This window comes from Bradyrhizobium lablabi (assembly GCF_001440475.1).
Lineage (GTDB): Bacteria > Pseudomonadota > Alphaproteobacteria > Rhizobiales > Xanthobacteraceae > Bradyrhizobium > Bradyrhizobium lablabi.
Map to the genome: position 1 here is coordinate 12,594 of NZ_LLYB01000118.1, position 17,583 is coordinate 30,176.

The window sequence follows — 17,583 nt, forward strand, 5'->3', positions numbered from 1 at the left end:
GGAGCCAGATCAGGACGCGATCCGGCGGCCTTGTTTCAATCCACGCGTGGATCTTGGGGAGGAGGCGCCTCGGCTTCGGGCCACACAAGGATCTCCACTCTTTTTTACCCCGAGACGTGCTGATGGACGCGTACAATCGAACTGCCATCGTGGGCCTTGACGACAGGATCCAGTCGGGCCGATCGCCCGATAGCGGCCTTGATCACAGGTTGACCCGATTGTAGGCGGTCGTGCACAGCCCATATCGTTCCGGTAAGTAAAGCCCGCTGCGCCGAATAGATTTCATCCAACATCGCCACGACAACGCGACCACCATAGTGAGCTCCGCTTCTGCATTGTTTGGTTTGATGGATTGCGCTCCGACCTGTTTGGCCCGCCCCTAGGCACCACGTCGCTACTAAGCGACTGATATCCAGAGCTATTCAGTGAAATCAAGCACTTGGGGCTACCCGATTGGCACACACGGGTGGTACACATGCCCCTTGCAATGGCTCGTCCCTGGAAGCACCCAAAGACAGGCATCTATTGGCTGCGAAAGCGCGTGCCAGATGATCTGCTACGTGTTGCCGGCAAGCGCGAAGAGAAACGGAGCTTGGGTACGCGCGATCCGGCGGCTGCCAAAGGTCTCCATGCTGCAGCTCTAGCCGACGTCGAGCTGAGGTGGTCAAACTTGAGATCGCCTCCAAAGGCTCTCAGCGAAAGAGAGGCATTTGATCTGGCTTTACCGCTTGGCGACTGGTGGATTGCTCAGCATCGAGATAATCCGAGCGCCCAAAAGACGTGGAAGACTGAATTCGGTGACAGGGTACTCGCACCACTGCCCGTGATCAAAGATGGCGACCTAAGTTCACTCGATAGGCCCTTGGCTGCGGAGGGCTACTTCGATGTTAGGCAGATGGAACAATGGTGCCTTCAGGGTGCATCCGAGCTTTCTGAAGCTCGCGGTTTGCAGCTCGATGAGACTGGTCGTCATTTGCTTGCCCGTTGCATTGCGCGAGTAATTCAGCGGGCGAGCCTTCGATTGAAACGGCTGGCAGATGGCGAACCATTCGAAGCCATTACACCGTTCGCGATACATCAGAGAGCGTCGCCCGCATCAAGCCGAGAAACGGTTTCTTTCTCCAAATTGGTCGAAGGATGGACCGGTGAGCGACGCCCAGGCCTGAAAACAGTTTACGAGTGGCAGAGGCTAATCAAGCACTTGGCCTCGTTTCTTGGAACGAGAACGCGTCTGCGTTGACTGCAGACGATTTGCTTAGGTGGAAGTCCTCCATGGTCGAAGCCGGATTGAGGCCAAAAACGGTTCGAGATGCAAAGCTCGCACCCGTGCGTGCGATACTGCAATGGGGAGTTCAGAAACTGCTTCTTGCTGAAAATGTAGCCGAAAAGGTCACTATTGATGTTCGTGCCAAGCAGGGGGAGAAAAAGCGGAGCTTCACGGACGAGGAGGACCGATTAATACTGCGAGCGGCGCTGAAGGAGAGAGACCCTGTCCGTCGATGGGTACCTTGGATCGGCGCTTAAGCGACTTCACCCTGCCGCCGAGCCAATAAGCATTGCCCTAGCTTCTCTTCCAATTCGACCTTATCTTTGAGCCAGTGCGTACCGTGGAGGAATGCGCCACCGCCGCCCGAAGTGATGAATTGTGTCACCCCGTCGTCACCGGCATAGCGGCTGTAATAGTGGGTATCTCCCGAAAGAACGATGGGCACTTTCATGTGATGCCTGGCCGCGCTCCACGCGATGTTGTCGACCACGCCAAAGGATTTCGAGCTCTGTTGCAGCGTGTAGAGCCACCCAGGCTCGGGACCACAAAGTATGACTCTTGAATCCTTCTCCATGCACTCGGCTATCTGATCAAAGTAGTCCTTCTGCGGCTGATCAACAGTGTCGTCGAGCTGGGCGTCCATTGCCCAGATCCACCATTTGTCAGTCAATTGCAGCGCAAAGTAACTCCTTCGTTGCCACGCACGCCAACCGCCAAGGTGCATGTGAGGAAAACGCCTAGTAAAGAATGCGAGAAGAGCACCAGTCCATCGTACCAGTCATGATTCCCGGGGATGGCGTATACCGGTGGGCCCTGCAGCAATTTGGGCGTCGGATCGGGGAACGCCCAATTGTACGGTTCGATCGGCTGTTCGCGATAGAACGTTGTCGGCGTGAGGGTAAGCCGTCATCATGGCGGCTGGGCGAGCTAAGAATGCTCGACGGAAAGATTTCGGTGAGCTTCGATGTTGTGGCGGAAACAGCAGATTGGCTTCGGCATCGCGCGGCGCTGCTCGGGGGGCGCCTTGGTGAAGCTATCAAGCGCTGGAAGCGCTGATTGCCTATCTCAAGCTCGAGATCGAGAACTGCGTCGCACTTTTTACTCGCGCGCTCCGAGCGGCGAAGTTGCGCTGGAGAGGGAATGATCACGAATTGGATGGGCAATCACCAAGCCGTCTCCGCTGACAGATTAGTGGCCTGTAGATAAGTCAAGAATTCGTGGCCAAGGCCGGTTATTTGAATCCGATCTCCAGATCGCCCGATCAAGCCGGCCGTCAGATGGTAGCGTATCACGCTTCAAACGTATTCTTCTCATAAAAATCTGGATGTTTGGCTTTGACCCCATNATGCGGACGATTCAGAAGGTGCGGCTTCACCGTTCGGTGCGGCGGCGAGTGCGGTCAATTCAGAGATCTGGCGCCAATAAAGTGCGATAGATTTGCTCGAAACCCGCCCCAAGCGAGCGACGGCTAGATGCCGTACTAAAATATCAATTTTATTCTCTGGATCAATTATGCCGAGCTCCGGGTGCAGCTCGGCTTCCTGTCATACCGAGTCGAGCCGCCCAAGACAGAAGCAGCCTTCCGGGGAACCTGGCCCTCGCCGTCCATCGTCCCCGGACGGCGAGGGCTTTGTATCAGGGGCGGAGCTGCGCGCGGGTGCGGTGCTTCAACACCACCACGAGCCCTCCCGCCATGCGGGCGGCTCTTCTCATGGCGTGAGAAGGGCGTTTGCCTGACACTGGCACCGTGGGGGAGCACGTCCTCTTCACCGTGCTCTTACGGAATCCACAGAGGCCGTGGAAACCACTAGGTTGGCTCCGCCGGGGGAGGCATTTCTTTACGGATCAATTTAGAAGGAGCGCTCACCAAGGCGGGATTGCTGAGCGCAAAGCGATGATCGACCGTAAGCACGATCTGTCGATCACAAAGCAGGCAGAGGTTTTCGGCGTCTCTTGGCCCGCTGTTGGCACGACTCTTGAGTGTCTCTCGCTCCACTTATCGTCTTGTTCAAATTTGCGGAGCCGACTCTGAGCCCGAGCCATCGGAGGCCCTGAAGGAGATCCGAAATTCGGATTCGAAAAGTCTGCCGTATGGTGATACAGGGTTTGAGCACAAATATTAGACAACAAATAATCACTTCTTGAGGTGCTTAGCCCCGTCGTCCATGTGTGAAATCGACTGAAAATGTCCATGTATCGCGGGCCGTTCCACATTTGCGAAAGATTCAGGATAGTGCCGAAAACCTCGGTATAGCTTTCCAATCCCTGCGTGTATTGGCTAATTACCTGAGTAGAATTGAATTGCTCTCATAAATCGCCTTAGGTTCGCGACGAAACGCGATTGGCGTATGCAGTCGGTGAACGCCGGTCAAGGCGTAGGAGGCGCAATTGAGTACCACGGTGTCCGATCCTGCAGGGGAAGGAGCGACGCGCCCACGAGTGCAGTGGAGGCTGCGCTGGGAGAGTCAGTTGACGCTTGCCGACCATACCGAACTCTCCGACTTCTTCCGAAACACTTACGGGCCGACCGGAGCATTCAATACGAAGTCATTTGAAGGCGCTCGCAGTTGGGCCGGTGCGAGGCCTGAGCTCCGTGCAATCGCCTACGACGATCGCGGTGTCGCGGCTCACATCGGCGCGCTGCGCCGCTTTATAAAAGTTGGAAAGACTGATTTACTGGTCGCTGAACTCGGATTGTACGGGGTGCGTCCAGATCTTGAGGGACTTGGAATCAGCCATTCCATTCGCGTCATGTACCCAGCACTGCGGGAACTCGACGTTCCGTTCGGTTTCGGCTCAGTCCGACCGGCGCTTCAGAAACATATCACAAGGTTGCTCGGCCGGCAGGGCTTGGGGAATATTCTGATAGGAGTTCGTGTGAAATCCACCCATCCGGATGTGTATCTGAACTTGCCGCCCACTCGGGTTGATGAGGACGTACTCGTCTTGGTTTTGCCAATTGCCCGGCCGATGGGCGAATGGCCGAACGGTACGATGATAGACCGGAACGGACCAGAACTGTGACACACCTGACCTACGTGTCCGAAGCGCCAATGGCTCCGGCGGATAGTGTTATCTGCCGGACCGGTGGTACGCCGCGAAGGGCCGGAGCTGATCCAGTGGATGGGCACAGAAGGGCACGAAATCGCAAACCACATGATGAATCACCCGAACCTACCAGATCCACCTAGCAGAAGTGGAACATGAACTCCTAACGGCGAGCGGCCATCGGCATGGCAAACTACGCTTCGTTACGGCACACATGCGTGCGCCGTATGGGAATTGGGCTGACGAAGTGCTCAACACGCCAGGGAATGCACTTCAATTTGGTAGGCCGCGGAGACTGGTCTCCGGCCCGGGGGAGGGGGCACTCAACAACAATGGCGCGGAGATGTCGCGTGGTTGTTTGAGGCCGATCACATCTGGCAGCGCATCGGCGCGGGCCAACTGTGCATTCTTCCGTAGACGTAGGTCGGGAATTCATGACTCCAGACAACAAGTATCAATCACTACAACAGGAACTGGCCTCCGATGATCGTATCCGTTCGGTGACGGCCGCCTTGCCGAGTGAGGCGTGTTGTTGAGAACTGTCCTTATGGACAGTGATAGGCGCAGCGCCCAAGTCGAACGGCTCGAAGTAGTGGACACAGGCCGACGGCGGCGCTGGTCCGAGGATGAGAAGCTCAAGATCGTCCTGGAGAGCTTACAGGCGCCGCGCCAGGTCGCGGCGACGGCGCGGCGATATGGCGTTTCGCGCTCATTGCTGCTCCGATGGCGACGGTCGTTTCGCCCCGAGAAGGATGCCGGCCATCAAACGGGCTTCGTACCGGCGATGGTGGTCGCGGAATCGGGGCCGACGGCTGGTCCGGTCGGGCCGGCCGGCGGCGGCGCGATCGAGATCGAGTTTGCGGCCAGGGCTCGGATGCGGATCACGGGCACGGTCGACGCGGCGACGCTGAAGGCCGCGGTCGCGGCACTGGCAGATGGACGGCCGCGGTGATCCCCGTTCCGCCCGCCGTACGGGTGTGGATTGCGACCGGCCACACCGATATGCGCCGCGGCATGAACTCGCTGGCCTTGCTGGTGCAGGAAGCCTTTAGGCGCGACCCGCACGGTGGCGACCTCTACGTGTTCCGTGGCAAGAGCGGCAAGCTCATCAAGATCCTTTGGCATGATGGGCTGGGCATGTCGCTCTATGCCAAGCGGCTGGAGCGCGGCCGCTTTCTCTGGCCGTCGTCGGCTGATGGCGTGGTGACAATCACCCCAGCCCAGCTTGGCTACTTGCTGGAGGGCATTGACTGGCGGATGCCGCAACACACGTGGCGGCCGCAGGCGGCCGGCTGATCGCTGTGATTTGAATCGACGGCGCGACCAGCAGCCCGGACAGAGACCGCGTCTTGTGATTCTCTGGTCGGCGATGGGCGCCGATGATTCTCTCCCCGACGATGTGACCACCCTGAAGGCGATGCTGCGCGCCGAGCGAGTGGCCCGCTTGGCCGCGGAGGCGGAAGCTCAGGCACGGACACTGCTGATCGAGAAGCTCAAGCTCACGATCAAGAAGCTGCGGCACGAGCAGTTCGGACAGTCCTCCGAGCGAGGCGCATTGCTGGACCAGCTCGAGCTGCAACTCGCCGACCTGGAGGAGAACGCGGCGCAAGCCGAGACCGCGGCGCAAATAGCAGCCGAGAAGATTGCGGTGCCATCGTTCGAGCGCCGCAAGCCAGCCCGCCGGCCGCTGCCGGAGCATTTGCCGCGGGAACGCCTTGTCTATCCGGTGCCTGCGACCTGGCCATGCTGTGGCGACAGCCGATTGCGCAAGATCGGCGAGGACGTCACCGAGACGCTGGAGCTCGTTCCGCGCCAGTGGAAAGTGATCCAGCACGTGCGCGAGAAGCTCGTCTGCCGGGCCTGCGAAGCGATCACCCAGCCGCCGGCTCCCTCGCACCCGATTGCGCGCGGGCGTGCAGGGCCCAAGCTGCTGGCCCATGTCCTGTTCGCCAAGTACGGCCTGCACCTGCCACTCAATCGTCAGAGCGACGTCTACCAGCGTGAAGGCATCGACCTCGATGTCTCGACGCTGGCAGATTGGGTGGGAGCCTCCGCCGCAACCCTGATGCCGCTGGTTGACGCGATCCGGAACCATGTCTTTGCGGCCGAACGCATCCACGCGGACGACACCACGGTGCCGGTCCTGGCCAAGGGCAAGACCCGAACCGGCCGGCTCTGGACCTATGTGCGCGACGACCGCCCGTTTGCCGGGCCAGATCCGCCAGCGGCCGTGTTCTTTTACTCGCCGGACCGTGGCGGTGAGCATCCGGAGCAGCATCTGGCGGGCTATGCTGGACTGATGCAGGCCGACGCCTACGCCGGGTTCAGCAAGCTCTACGAGACCAATCGCCAAGCAGGTCCGATCATCGAGGCCGCGTGCTGGGCGCACGGCAGGCGCAAGTTCTTTGATCTCGCGCGGCTCAGCAAGGCACCGATCGCGGCTGAGGCGGTCAAGCGCATTGATGTCCTGTTCGCCATCGAACGTGAGATCAACGGTCTTGCTCTGCAGGAGCGCCTGCGCGTGCGCCAGGAGCGTAGCCGCCCTCTGATCGTCGAACTGCAGGCGTGGTTGCGCGAACAGCGCGCCAAGCTCTCCAGGAACAACGATACGACCAAGGCAATCAATTACTGCCTCAGCCGCTGGCACGCATTTACCCGCTTCCTTGATGACGGACGGCTTTGCATGTCGAACAATGCCGCCGAGCGCGAGCTTCGGACTGTCGCCGTGGGCAGAAGAAATTGGACCTTCGCCGGCTCCGATGAGGGCGGCCGGCGTGCGGCTGCGATCTACACCCTCATCGCCACTGCCAAACTCAACGACATCGATCCACAGGCTTGGCTCGCGGACGTGCTGGCCCGCCTGCCGGATCATCCCGCCAAGCGCATCCACGAACTCATGCCCTGGAATTGGCGACCTCAGAACGTCGCTCACGCCGCATAAGCGCGGTCAGCCATCCGCTCAAGATGACCTAACCAGGGGCCGTCACCGGACGCGTACCGATGATCCGTGGGGCTCAACGGGAATCCATTCGAGCGCGAGCGTCACTCGCAAATGCTCAGGCTATCGCTTTCGCAAGGCGCGATTTCACACGCCCTCGAGGTCGGGTGCGCGGCCGGCGCTTTTACGGAAGTACTAGCACCTCACTGCAAGTGGCTCACAGTCATCGACGTTATGCCGCAAGCGATTGGTAGAGCTCGCCTGCGCACAAAAGAGTGGTCGCACATAAACTGGATGGTTTCGGACGTTCAGCAGTTTTCGACCACCAAGCCGTTTGATTTGATCGTAGTGGCCGAACTCCTTTACTATCTTGAGAACACGGTCGAGATGAGTGCGATCATTCGCAAGTTGGTGCAGATGCTGGCATCAGATGGACAGCTGGTTTTTGGGTCAGCCCGTGAATGCCACTTGCAGCCCTGGCCATGCCGCTGGAGCAGAGACTTGCATCGCCATGTTGAAGAAATCGCTAGTCGAAGTCGAGCGGGTTCAGTGCCAAGGTCAGTCGGCTAACGAAGACTGCTTGATCGCCTGCTTTCGGAAGCCGCATTGATCGTTAGCACTTGCCTCCTGAGCAAAAAGTCCATCAGAATGAAACGGGGCACAATTTCTGACACGAGGACGCTGGCCGGCCTTTGTGCTATGAATTTGCCTGCCGCGCCGATCGAGCGGAACGTCATGGCACCGGCCGCAGAATCTGTTCCGGAGCGGAGCTTGCGGCCGGTTACGGGTCGCAAATGTCGGCACCATATCTAACTCATAGCCGGTGCGGCCCCAGCCCAGGGTCCTTTCTCCCGGCCTGGTGTCGTTCGTTCTGCCGCAAGGGCGGAGCGGGCCCTCAGCCGGCGCCGATCGCGGCAGAGCGTGGTGCATCTGGCGCGCTCCGCCTCTCACCCGTTTTTCAGTGCTCGGTCAATGAGCGTCCGAACGCGTCGGACTGCGAGGAGGCCAAGCCTCGTTTGGACCGTACCGGACTTTACTTTATTGTCGAACGAGAATGAGTAATTCCAGCGGTCGATGCTTTCGCGTTCGAGGGTGTAAAAGACGCCGCGGTGAAAACCGCTATGGCTGGTTGATAAACTTGCGTCAGGCATGCACAGAGCTGAAGATACAATCGAGCGAGAAATCGCCGCAGAATAGTCAGTAAACGTGCTCACGCCGAGCTCGCATCACCACGGCCGTAGCCCCGGCTTGTCTGCATCAGGGCCGGGAGATGGTCAGGGTCGTTCTACGCGGCTGAGATGAGCGCCCGTAGTTGTCCAAGCTTGCGAGCTGCGGCCTCAGAGGCGGGCCGTCGTCTTGATGTACTTGTGCCCACACCACATCAACCCTGCGGCCGTTTTCTTCGACATAGAACTTCCATTCGTCGATCTTGATATCTTTGATAGCCTCACGATGGATCGCTTCCACAGCGTTCCGTCGGGGTTTAGTCCGCCGACATGTGTGATTCCTTCGTGAGTGTTCTTTCTGTTCGTCTTGTTGGTGCAACGAATGCGTGCGCGTTTGGCCATTCGAGTCTCCCCTAAATCTGCAAGCAGCTTAGACGAAGGCAGTCGATCAAGGCGGCCACCAATCCTGGTAGGTGCCCTGGAGTCCTTCTCCGTGATATAACTTGGCGGCACCCCGAGGATTACGCACCACCGCAAGTCCCGAAGGGCGAGGTGGTGAGCCTTGCTAATTCAAGGGCGAAGGCTGGCCACCAAGTTTGCGACGTGCGGTAGGACAGCGCTTTCATGGTCAATAGGCGAGCGCCGAGTCATCGCCGCTAACTTCGGTGGCAGCGCTGGCGTGGTAGGGACAGCGTTGGTTCTCGCTCACTCAAGGCGGCGAGTCACGTCCGCGCTGCCTCCGGCTCCGATAACGCCTGAGTCGCTGAGTCGGGAAGCAAAAAGACCCGGAAAATTCAGCCAAATGGCGTTCGGAACGGGAACGTTGCGGGAACGTTAACATGCCTCTAATAACGGGGTTCAAATCCGGGGTCTGGGTGATGGCAGCGGTCTTCGATGTGGCCAAGTACATAACTGAGCGCGCTGGCGAACTGTCAGCGATGAAGCTCCAGAACTCTCAAGCTTGGAGCTTCGTTTGGATGAGCAGCACCTATTGTCCAGCGATTTCAGGGCCTGCGCGAACGGCCCCGTATTGACGGAGCTGTACGCGCGTCATCGCGGCAGGTTCAAGGTTGATGCATCGCTTTTCGGGAAAGCGGATAACGGCCAACTCACACCTGACGAACGCGAGACCGTCAACAAGGTACTTGATTTCTACGGAGATAACACCGCGCACTGGCTCAGTAATCTCACGCATCAAGAGGCCCCTGGCTCGACGCTCCCGGCATACGCCTATCGGGCAAGCTTCCAATGCAATTATCGCGCAGGCGTGCCGTGCACGAATATTATTCGTCCCAGGTGGGTAAGAAGAGCGACGCACGCGCCCGAAAGAAGGCGCTTGCCCAAGAGAAGTTTGATTCTACCAAAGCCAAATTCGTTGCGAAGGTTAATGGCAGCAATCAGCCGAGGCAGCGCGCTGCAAATCTTCGAGACTGCGGTAATCACAAGCGAGAATGCGGGATAGATCTGAGCCATCTTGAACAAGATGGAGTTGCGATGAGCACCCAGTCTCAGAAAACAACTGCTGGATACTGATCGCCTCGGATAGCGCATACCCGAATGGATGCGTCTAACCGGCACGTCACGCCCACGCTCTGGCCTCAAGTCAAGCGCGGCAGGCGATGGATGTGAAGACGTTTTGGGACACCAAACTTAGCAAACAACTTCACAAGGCCTTTCACGTGCACGAGAAGTTCACGGCATATACCGGCGACCCGCGCGTGTTCACTTGGGAGAAGACCGTAGCCGATTTTCCTCCGAGCCATGCCGGTGCAGTCAAGGCACTTCCACTTGCGAATACGGGCATTGCCGCCGGAGCCAGGAGCGACGGCCGTGTCGGAGACGGCGCACTGATGATTGAGGAATGGCAATCCAGAAAGCCCGTCATATTGCATAACCATGAGGTCTACCAGCTCGCCACCGGCACGCTTGATCCGGTAGCGGGCTTGGGCGATCTCCTGATCGTGAGCAACTATGCTCTAATGACCCGTCACAGTCTCGTCGTCGCGGCCTTCGGCGACCACCTGTTGGCTCGGCGCTACGATGATTCGGACACGCATCCCGACATGGTCGTCCTGACCGGCCAAGCACTGGAGCCACCTGAACTGCCGCTTCCGGTACTCGCGCCAAGAGAAAAGCTAGTCCGGCGCAAAACGTCGGCACGCTTTTCGCAGACCATGCCGTGCCTGTGCCCGCAAAAGTTGCAGGCCGTGAGCTCGCGGCCGTGCCGGAGTTCGGGTTGGTGCAGTCACTGCTCAAAGATGCCAGGTTCCTCGAGGTCAAGGGTAGAAGCGCTGAGCCTATCGCGATGGAGGGGCAGTTCTCATAACGCGTCCGGCCCTGCCGGCCCGCCTGGTATTCGTCAACTCGATAGATAAGCGGCTTGTCGTCGCAATCGATAAGACGGGCGGGCGCTACTTCAAACGTCTTCAGGTCAAACAACCATTCGCGGTCCTGGAGAGTCTTAATCCTGACGGCACGACAGCCCCGGAACTGCTAAGCCTTGAACCACTCAGCCATTTCCCGAGTCGTCGGAGCTGCTCGAAGTGATTGGCGTTCTCTTTGAGCTGCCGGGTACTAGGAAGAAGAGCTGAAATCGGACCTGCAGGCCAAGTCGCTACCCGCTGTCTACTTTTACGGCGGAAACGGGCCGCCGGAGCGGTGCGGGTCCACTTGTCTTCAAGCTATAGAAAATCCAAATCGACATTCATTACCGGGTTGGGCAATGCCTTGCTCGACCCGCTGCACTAGGAACTCAGCCACACCTTCGGAGCTGTTCTTCTTGAAATAAGCCCATTCCACCCTCATCGAGTGACCCCGACCAATGCCCGCGGCGCGAGAGCCTCCCTGAGCGAAGGTAGCGCTGAAGGATCGCGACCTGGACTTGCATCCTACCAAAACAAGGAGGCGACAGCACGATTTGTCTCTGGCACAAACATCTTGTGAGCGTTTGTCGAAATCTTGTGAGCGTTTGGCGAATGAGCGTTTCGCGAAAATGCGCGTCCCAGTAGCGCTAGCAGACTCGCTTCGGTGCAGTCCGACACTCACGTCGGGATTGGCGGTACGCAGACATTGGCGGCAGCTTGATAAGCTTTAGCGTGGAGACGTATTACTTAACACTCGAGAAGGAGACGAGCATGACGCAGCAGCCGACGTATGGACAGGGCCAGGAAGCCGAAGCCCTCAAGGAAGCAATTCGCGAAGTCGCCGAGGCTCAAAAAGCAACGCAGCTTGCTGTCGTGAACGAGAAACTGACGCGAATCGCACAGTTGCTCGCCGCTGTCCAAGTCTAGATCGCATGTGAATTCATCCGGTCCCACCCTAAGGCTGGGCGGTGAGGCTCAGCCTTAGGTATATTTTTGTCGATTTATCAACGGGTGTTTTTATTGACTACCGACTAGCTATTCATTTGGACCTTCTGTGAGGGAGCATGTCATCTGTTGACGCTGATATCGTTGCTCGACGACTTCCTCATATCCTGGCTGCGCGAGAGCGACTTGAAAACCTCTGGGCTGCAGGTACCGATTACGCGCGGGATCTAGTCGAAGACGCGCGCTTGCATAACCGCCTGCTACATCTCGATATAGACTTGACTGGCGAATGCGAACTAAAATGCTTCTATTGCGATCGTACCTCTGATCGACATAGCGACATGCCTAATCGCGTTGAATTAAGCACTGCTGAACGACTTGATTTGATCGCACAGGCGCATGCGATGGGAGCCACAACAGTAGAATTCCCAGGCGCAGGGGAGCCGATGGCCGATCGCGAGTTTTGGCAAATCGTCGAGAGCGTGCAACAGCACGGCATGACTCCCGTAGTGTTCACCAGCGGATACCATTTAGATGGCGCGGCCGTAGAGCGCTTATTTCAGCTGAGAGCAACGGTGTTCATTAAGCACAATTCCCACGATGTGGCCATCCAGGATAAGATGGCGGGGGCGCGAGGATACGGCGCCAAATCCAATGCTGCCTTGCAGACGTTGCTCAAGCGGGGATTCAACCGATCAATTCCAACGCGAGTAGCGATCGATGCGGTGGTCACGCCGCAGTTTAACGAGGATTTTGCTGAGGTCGCGTCTCTTCATCGTTGGTGCCGTCTCAACAACGTTCACAACTATATAGTGCCATTGATTCCTGAGGGGCGAGCGGATCGATCTTCAGTGCTTATCGAGAGAACGCGTGCTGATCATATCAACAACATGATACGAAAGATTGACGAGGAGGAATTCGGTCTCTCGTATCGTCCGTCTCGACCCATGACTGGCGGTTACCGCTGCCGACAAGTCAATGTTGGGCTGTTCGTGAACCTCTTCGGAGAGGTGTACGATTGCAACGGCTTGGGGCGTTTTCTCGGTCATACCAAGTGCGACAGCCTTCAAACGATTTGGAACGCAACTTTTGCGAGGCACATCCGTGAACCGGTGCAGGACGGTTTCTGTCTCTTGCGGGAGCGAGTGTGGGATACCGTAAGCTCATCTGGCTTGGAACGTAAGCTGGAATTCTATCGGAACTTTGAAGCGAGCCATGGAGAAGATGAGGTGGTGAATCGTGGCCTCAAGCAGTTTCGGAAGGCAGCGATGCTCGCTTCAAAGGCATGATGAACGGTCCTTCATGAGTTTCTCGCGCGACCACCTACCTGTCGTAGTCGATTCGACAGTGCCTTGGATTCGGGATCGTTGGACGACCGACGCGACGCAGGTGCGCCATGAGCCGGCATTTGCCTTCATTAGCGTCCCGTTTGATTATGCAGTCAGCCATCGCCCGGGCTGTCGTTTTGGGCCCGAAAAGATTTTGCAAGCGCTTGATGCCAGTAGTACCTATTGCGTCGACAAGCGAGTTTCGCTCTCCGACGCCACCTTGGTACGGTGCAAACCCATAGATGTCGTGCATTCCCTAGAGCAGACCTATGGGAGCATCCGAGGAGCTGTTTCCAGCCTGCCAAGATGCGTTCGGCCGATCATTCTAGGTGGGGATCATTCCATCACTGATCCTGCAATCAGGGGTGTGTTGGATCGGTTGAGTGATGGAAAGCTAGGACTGATTGTTCTCGATGCGCACTTCGATATGCGGCTACCCGTTCCAGGAAAAGAGCATTCGGGTCACTGGATGAGAACCATTTCCGACGTCATCGATTATCACAACGTTGCTCAGCTCGGGATCAACGCTCCGATTTATTCAGAAGAGTATATGCGGTTGGCAGAAACAAACGGAATGCTTGTCCTGACACCTTACGATATCCGAAAAATGGGGTGGGAGGCCGCTGTTGGCGCCGCTCTCAAGCATGTCAGCGAGGGAGCGGATGGAGTGTATTTGTCGGTAGACATTGATGCTGTAGACCAGGCTCATGCACCGGGAACGAGCGTTCCAAATCCAGGCGGATTTCTAGCTTACGAAGTACTGGACGTAGTTTTTGAAATTGCTGCCAGAGCGCATTTGCTTGCTCTCGACATTACGGAGGTAAGTCCGCCGCTGGACCGCGACGAGATGACATCCAAGCTAGCGGCGCAGATCGCCCTTAACTTTATGGCTGGCGTAGTTCGAAGAGAGGCAAACCGCCTGCGGACGGCTACTGACTGAGCTCGTTGCACTATGGCCGAACATCTCATTCTGGCTTCCTCACAAACTGCCGAATTCGCAGCCCGGCGATTTCCTAGGCGCCCGTTGACGGTCATTCCGGACGCCATTGCCTTAGAGACGTTCTTGGCATCATGCCAAGCGTCTTCGCTCACCTTTTGCGGAACATGGCTGCAGCTTACCGTTGCTACGTCTAGATCTTTGGCTGAATGGGCCTGTCAAGATTCAACACGAGGCTGCGGGTTGTATTTGGCATCTGACGATCACTATTTGGATCAAAGTTACACGATCGATGGTAACGGTTCGGTTTGTGAGTTACTCGCTGGAGAAGTAGCTAGAGAATATCGGAGAGATGGCACGGCGGAATTCGTTATCGACGAGTTCCTAGCACATCTAACTGATGACAAACGGCCACGCCCCACTGGGACGGCTCTTACCGGTCACGGGGCGGAATATTGCGTCCAGTTTGGATCGAAATGGCTAAGTACGTTCAAAACGACATTTTTAAGCGGCCCCGTTATTCAACCGTGCTTTCAACTGGGAGCAGCGGTGTTTCTGAACTGTTGTTCGTCCATGCGACTTGGTGATTCCTGTGTCCCGCAACAATATTCGCTGGCCAGAACACTGTTCGCAGCTGGCTCTGTAGTAATCGGCAGTTTCAGAAATTTGCATATACTGCCCCAATACGGTGAAGCCTTTGCCCGGGCCTTGCTTGCAGGACAGCCGCTCGGCCATATCGTGAACAATCTGAATTTACAGGCGGACGCGTTGGAGCAGAGAGGCTGCGCTTTCCAACTTTTGGGAGACCCCTGTATTAGTTATCCTGCCAACTTGAGTTCATCTCAGGTTCGCCCTCCAACTGTGGCGTCTGCCAGCACTGCGCCCGCCGGTGTTTGTGATCTTGTTAGCAACGTTGCCTGGCTTGAACAGTTTGCAGACACCCTTTTGCATTGGATGCCTGAGAACCAACTGGTGACCGGGNTCCTATATACGCGTAACGCTTCTGACGAGCCGCGCCGGATGTATTGCCCATGNCCACGCGAGTTGGAGCGCTTCCGGCTAACGAGCTGAGCCTAGCTGTTCAAGACCTAATTGAAAAATTAGCCAAGATGCGCGCCGAGCTATTCGAGATCCTTACCCGTTTTATCCGCAAAGAAGGATGGATTCAGCTGCGATACGCAGCCCATTGTTGCCGGGGAGATACGGTTCGAGCTATTTGCGAGCGTTGTGGCGGAGTAAGTTACGTCACGTGCTATCAGCCGTTGGCCTCACACTTGCTGCCTATCGAACGGGAAGAGTGTGATCGATGTGGCACCACTAAGGAACACATCGGCGTAGAATGCCCACCGCACACTTTCCTCTCGCGCTTAAGCGAAGACCGCTTCACGATTAACCTATCGCAACTACCGGAGTTCGCGGAAGGAGCTATCTTCTTCCACCGGATACCGGATTTCACGGCAGTACCGTGGCCTCGTACGGGCGGCATCATATCAATCCCAACTGCGCGGCTGACCCTCAGGGGCCGCCTGACTTTGGTGGCTGCGGCTCTAGCGCCGCAGTTTGTTACGCTGCGGTATCACACGTTCTTCATCGATCCGAAACTGGATGAGTAGAGCCGCATTCCCAAGTCTTGCAGAGGGAACATGGGCCGCGCGATTATATTCGTTGAGGCGAGCACGACGGGAGCGGGAGCATGCGCCAATCAGCTGGCGCGTGCCGACGGCTTACATATTGTTCTGCTCACGCGCGAGCCGGGAAGGTATGGGCCCGAAATTCTGTCATTCGTCGATAAGATTTTGGTCTGCGACACGAATAACCCAATAGAGGTCTCGAACACAGCGCGGCAACAGAGCCAATCTTTCGATGTGGCTGCCGTCACCACAACAGCGGATATGTACGTTCCTCAAGCGGCGCTGGCTGCTAGGCTATTGAACCTCCCAGGGCTCAGCTATGAGGCCGCGCTCTCAGCCCGGAACAAACACCGCATGCGAATAGCTCTAGCAGAGCATGCAGCCGAGTACAATGTGCCGTTCTTTCTGGCACAGAGTCGAGACGATGCCATTTGCGGCGCGGCCCAGCTCGGCTTCCCGCTCGTGATCAAACCTCAGGAGGAAAATGATGGCTACGGCGTAAGGCGTATCAACAATCAACGCGAGCTTGAGGAGTATATAGAGATTGCGCTGGCTTGGTCGCGTAATGCTGCTGACCAACTAATGCCGAGGGGGGTCCTCCTTGAGGCCTATTGTTCGGGTACTGAGTTTAGCGTCGAAACGATCCAATATCCAGGCGGCCGCTGCCAAATCATAGGTGTTGCCAGTAAAGAGATGGTCGGCATCGATCGCAATCACTTCATTGAAGCGGGACATAGTTTTCCATATCTGGGTGCAGAGGCAATGGCGGCGATAGCAGCGACTCGGCGGGCGCTAGCCGCATTAAACATCGATCACGGCGCCGCGCACACCGAATGCCGGGTGAGCGGCAACGAAACACGCGTCATCGAAATTAATCCCAGGCTCGCAGGTGGCAAGATCGGCAGCCATCTTATCGAGATGGCAACCGGTCGGAGTGCAGTGCGTGCCGTTCTGGATGCGGCATTAGGTAAGAATCCTAGTTGGGCTCCTATGCGAAACAGCGGCGCTGCAATTCATTTCTTGTTTGCAGATGTTCCTGGCATTTTTCGCGGCATAGAGAATGTTGGTGAACTTCTGCGCATGCCGGGAATTACGACGGTTTCTCCGATCGCTAAACCAGGAGAGTATGTACATCCACCGAGCAGTAACCGAGACTACGTTGCAGAGATTCTATCGATTGGCCGTACAGCGACTGAGGCTCACGACCGAGTGATAGCGGCATTCCAGCGCACAAGGCTGCATATAGATTCGATCTAGTGTCGTTTCGGGATGCAACATTGCCGTGAGCCGGGGATACTGGGCGCACGGTTTCCGAATTAAGAGCGCGGAACGCACAGGCACTGCAAGCATTCTCGCGAGTGCAGTGGAGGCTGCGTTGGGAGAGTCCGTTGACGTTTGCCGACCATACCGAACTCTCCGACTTCTTCCGAAACATTTACGGGCCGACCGGAGCATTCAATGCGAAGCCATTTGAAGGCGGTCGCGGTTGGTCCGGTGCGAGGCCTTAGCTTCGTGCAATCGCCTACGACGATCGCAGTGTCGCGGCTCATATCGGCGCGCTGCGCCGCATTATTGAAGTTGGAAAGACTGATTTACTGGTCGCTGAACTGTAGGGGGCGTCCAGATATTGAGCGACTTGGAATTGGCCATTCAGTTCGCGTCATGTGCTCAGCACCGCGGGAACTGGCCGTTCCGTTCGGTTTCGGACCACTCGGCCGTAACGCACCGTCCTGGTCCCGAAGGGAAGCCTGGCGCCCTATCTCACACTTGGCGGATTGCGTATCTTACCGCAGATGATGGCTGTGTTTCAAACGATCCAACATCCGCCGTTCGCGTTTCTCGTCTTCGCCTGTGGTCGCGGGCATTCGATATCTCCCGGAAAGGATTGCTACGTACGGAGTGGTGCGCTGCTCACCTACGATCAGCGAGCTCAGAGGGTACCACGACCTTCAACATGTCA

The 17,583-nt window shown here is 57.1% G+C and carries 15 protein-coding genes and 3 pseudogenes; 17 read left to right on the forward strand and 1 reads right to left on the reverse strand.

Going from position 1 to position 17,583, the window contains the following annotated elements; translation table 11 throughout:
* Positions 1-475: 475 nt before the first annotated feature.
* Both CQ14_RS44955 and CQ14_RS32915 read left to right on the forward strand, forming a co-directional pair.
* Positions 476-1,240, forward strand: a complete 765-nt coding sequence (locus CQ14_RS44955; RefSeq protein ID WP_199805672.1) for a DUF6538 domain-containing protein — start codon at positions 476-478, stop codon at positions 1,238-1,240.
* Positions 1,241-1,272: 32 nt separating this feature from the next.
* The gene (locus CQ14_RS32915; RefSeq protein ID WP_156435715.1) at positions 1,273-1,524 is read left to right on the forward strand and encodes a hypothetical protein; all 252 of its coding nucleotides are present in this window, start codon (positions 1,273-1,275) and stop codon (positions 1,522-1,524) included.
* On the opposite strand, the gene CQ14_RS32920 is transcribed toward CQ14_RS32915, so the two are convergent.
* Positions 1,521-1,910, reverse strand: a complete 390-nt coding sequence (locus CQ14_RS32920; protein WP_057861937.1) for a hypothetical protein — start codon at positions 1,908-1,910, stop codon at positions 1,521-1,523. The genes CQ14_RS32915 and CQ14_RS32920 overlap by 4 nt on opposite strands.
* A 290-nt stretch (positions 1,911-2,200) precedes the next feature.
* Here CQ14_RS32920 and CQ14_RS47720 point away from each other — a divergent pair, with 290 nt between their 5' ends.
* The 15 genes and pseudogenes from CQ14_RS47720 to CQ14_RS42850 form a co-directional block, all read left to right on the forward strand.
* Positions 2,201-2,323 (forward strand): hypothetical protein, encoded by a 123-nt coding sequence (locus CQ14_RS47720; protein WP_283807300.1) that lies wholly within the window; start codon positions 2,201-2,203, stop codon positions 2,321-2,323.
* Between the two features lie 1,332 nt (positions 2,324-3,655).
* Positions 3,656-4,291, forward strand: a complete 636-nt coding sequence (locus tag CQ14_RS32930; protein ID WP_057861939.1) for a NodA family N-acyltransferase — start codon at positions 3,656-3,658, stop codon at positions 4,289-4,291.
* A 616-nt stretch (positions 4,292-4,907) separates the two neighbouring features.
* A complete protein-coding gene (tnpA, locus tag CQ14_RS32935) occupies positions 4,908-5,267 on the forward strand; it encodes an IS66-like element accessory protein TnpA (protein WP_245320713.1) in 360 nt (119 codons plus the stop codon).
* Positions 5,264-5,611 (forward strand): IS66 family insertion sequence element accessory protein TnpB, encoded by a 348-nt coding sequence (tnpB, locus tag CQ14_RS32940; RefSeq protein ID WP_057861941.1) that lies wholly within the window; start codon positions 5,264-5,266, stop codon positions 5,609-5,611. The genes tnpA and tnpB overlap by 4 nt, the downstream gene beginning before the upstream one ends.
* A 73-nt stretch (positions 5,612-5,684) precedes the next feature.
* Positions 5,685-7,256 (forward strand): IS66 family transposase, encoded by a 1,572-nt coding sequence (gene tnpC, locus CQ14_RS32945; RefSeq protein ID WP_057861942.1) that lies wholly within the window; start codon positions 5,685-5,687, stop codon positions 7,254-7,256.
* A 111-nt stretch (positions 7,257-7,367) separates the two neighbouring features.
* Positions 7,368-7,661, forward strand: a pseudogene (locus CQ14_RS32950) (SAM-dependent methyltransferase); the annotation flags it as partial.
* A gap of 22 nt (positions 7,662-7,683) precedes the next feature.
* Positions 7,684-7,863, forward strand: coding sequence for an SAM-dependent methyltransferase (locus CQ14_RS47725; RefSeq protein WP_283807301.1), 180 nt, complete (start codon positions 7,684-7,686; stop codon positions 7,861-7,863).
* Positions 7,864-9,392: 1,529 nt separating this feature from the next.
* On the forward strand, positions 9,393-9,881 hold the full coding sequence (locus CQ14_RS48430) for a Panacea domain-containing protein (protein ID WP_199805673.1): 489 nt from the start codon (positions 9,393-9,395) through the stop codon (positions 9,879-9,881).
* 157 nt (positions 9,882-10,038) lie between these two features.
* Entirely contained in the window at positions 10,039-10,794 is a 756-nt protein-coding gene (locus tag CQ14_RS32965) for a hypothetical protein (protein WP_057861945.1), read from the forward strand.
* Positions 10,795-11,553: 759 nt separating this feature from the next.
* The gene (locus CQ14_RS32970; protein WP_156435719.1) at positions 11,554-11,709 is read left to right on the forward strand and encodes a hypothetical protein; all 156 of its coding nucleotides are present in this window, start codon (positions 11,554-11,556) and stop codon (positions 11,707-11,709) included.
* A gap of 137 nt (positions 11,710-11,846) precedes the next feature.
* Complete coding sequence (locus tag CQ14_RS32975; protein WP_057861947.1) at positions 11,847-13,016, forward strand: radical SAM protein; 1,170 nt, start codon at positions 11,847-11,849, stop codon at positions 13,014-13,016.
* A 13-nt stretch (positions 13,017-13,029) separates the two neighbouring features.
* Positions 13,030-13,995 (forward strand): agmatinase family protein, encoded by a 966-nt coding sequence (locus tag CQ14_RS42845; RefSeq protein ID WP_082650144.1) that lies wholly within the window; start codon positions 13,030-13,032, stop codon positions 13,993-13,995.
* A gap of 240 nt (positions 13,996-14,235) precedes the next feature.
* Positions 14,236-14,973: pseudogene (locus CQ14_RS45380) on the forward strand (hypothetical protein); the annotation flags it as partial.
* 662 nt (positions 14,974-15,635) lie between these two features.
* Positions 15,636-16,880 (forward strand): ATP-grasp domain-containing protein, encoded by a 1,245-nt coding sequence (locus CQ14_RS32985; RefSeq protein ID WP_057861949.1) that lies wholly within the window; start codon positions 15,636-15,638, stop codon positions 16,878-16,880.
* 83 nt (positions 16,881-16,963) lie between these two features.
* A pseudogene (locus CQ14_RS42850) lies at positions 16,964-17,330 on the forward strand (GNAT family protein); the annotation flags it as partial.
* Positions 17,331-17,583 lie beyond the last annotated feature (253 nt).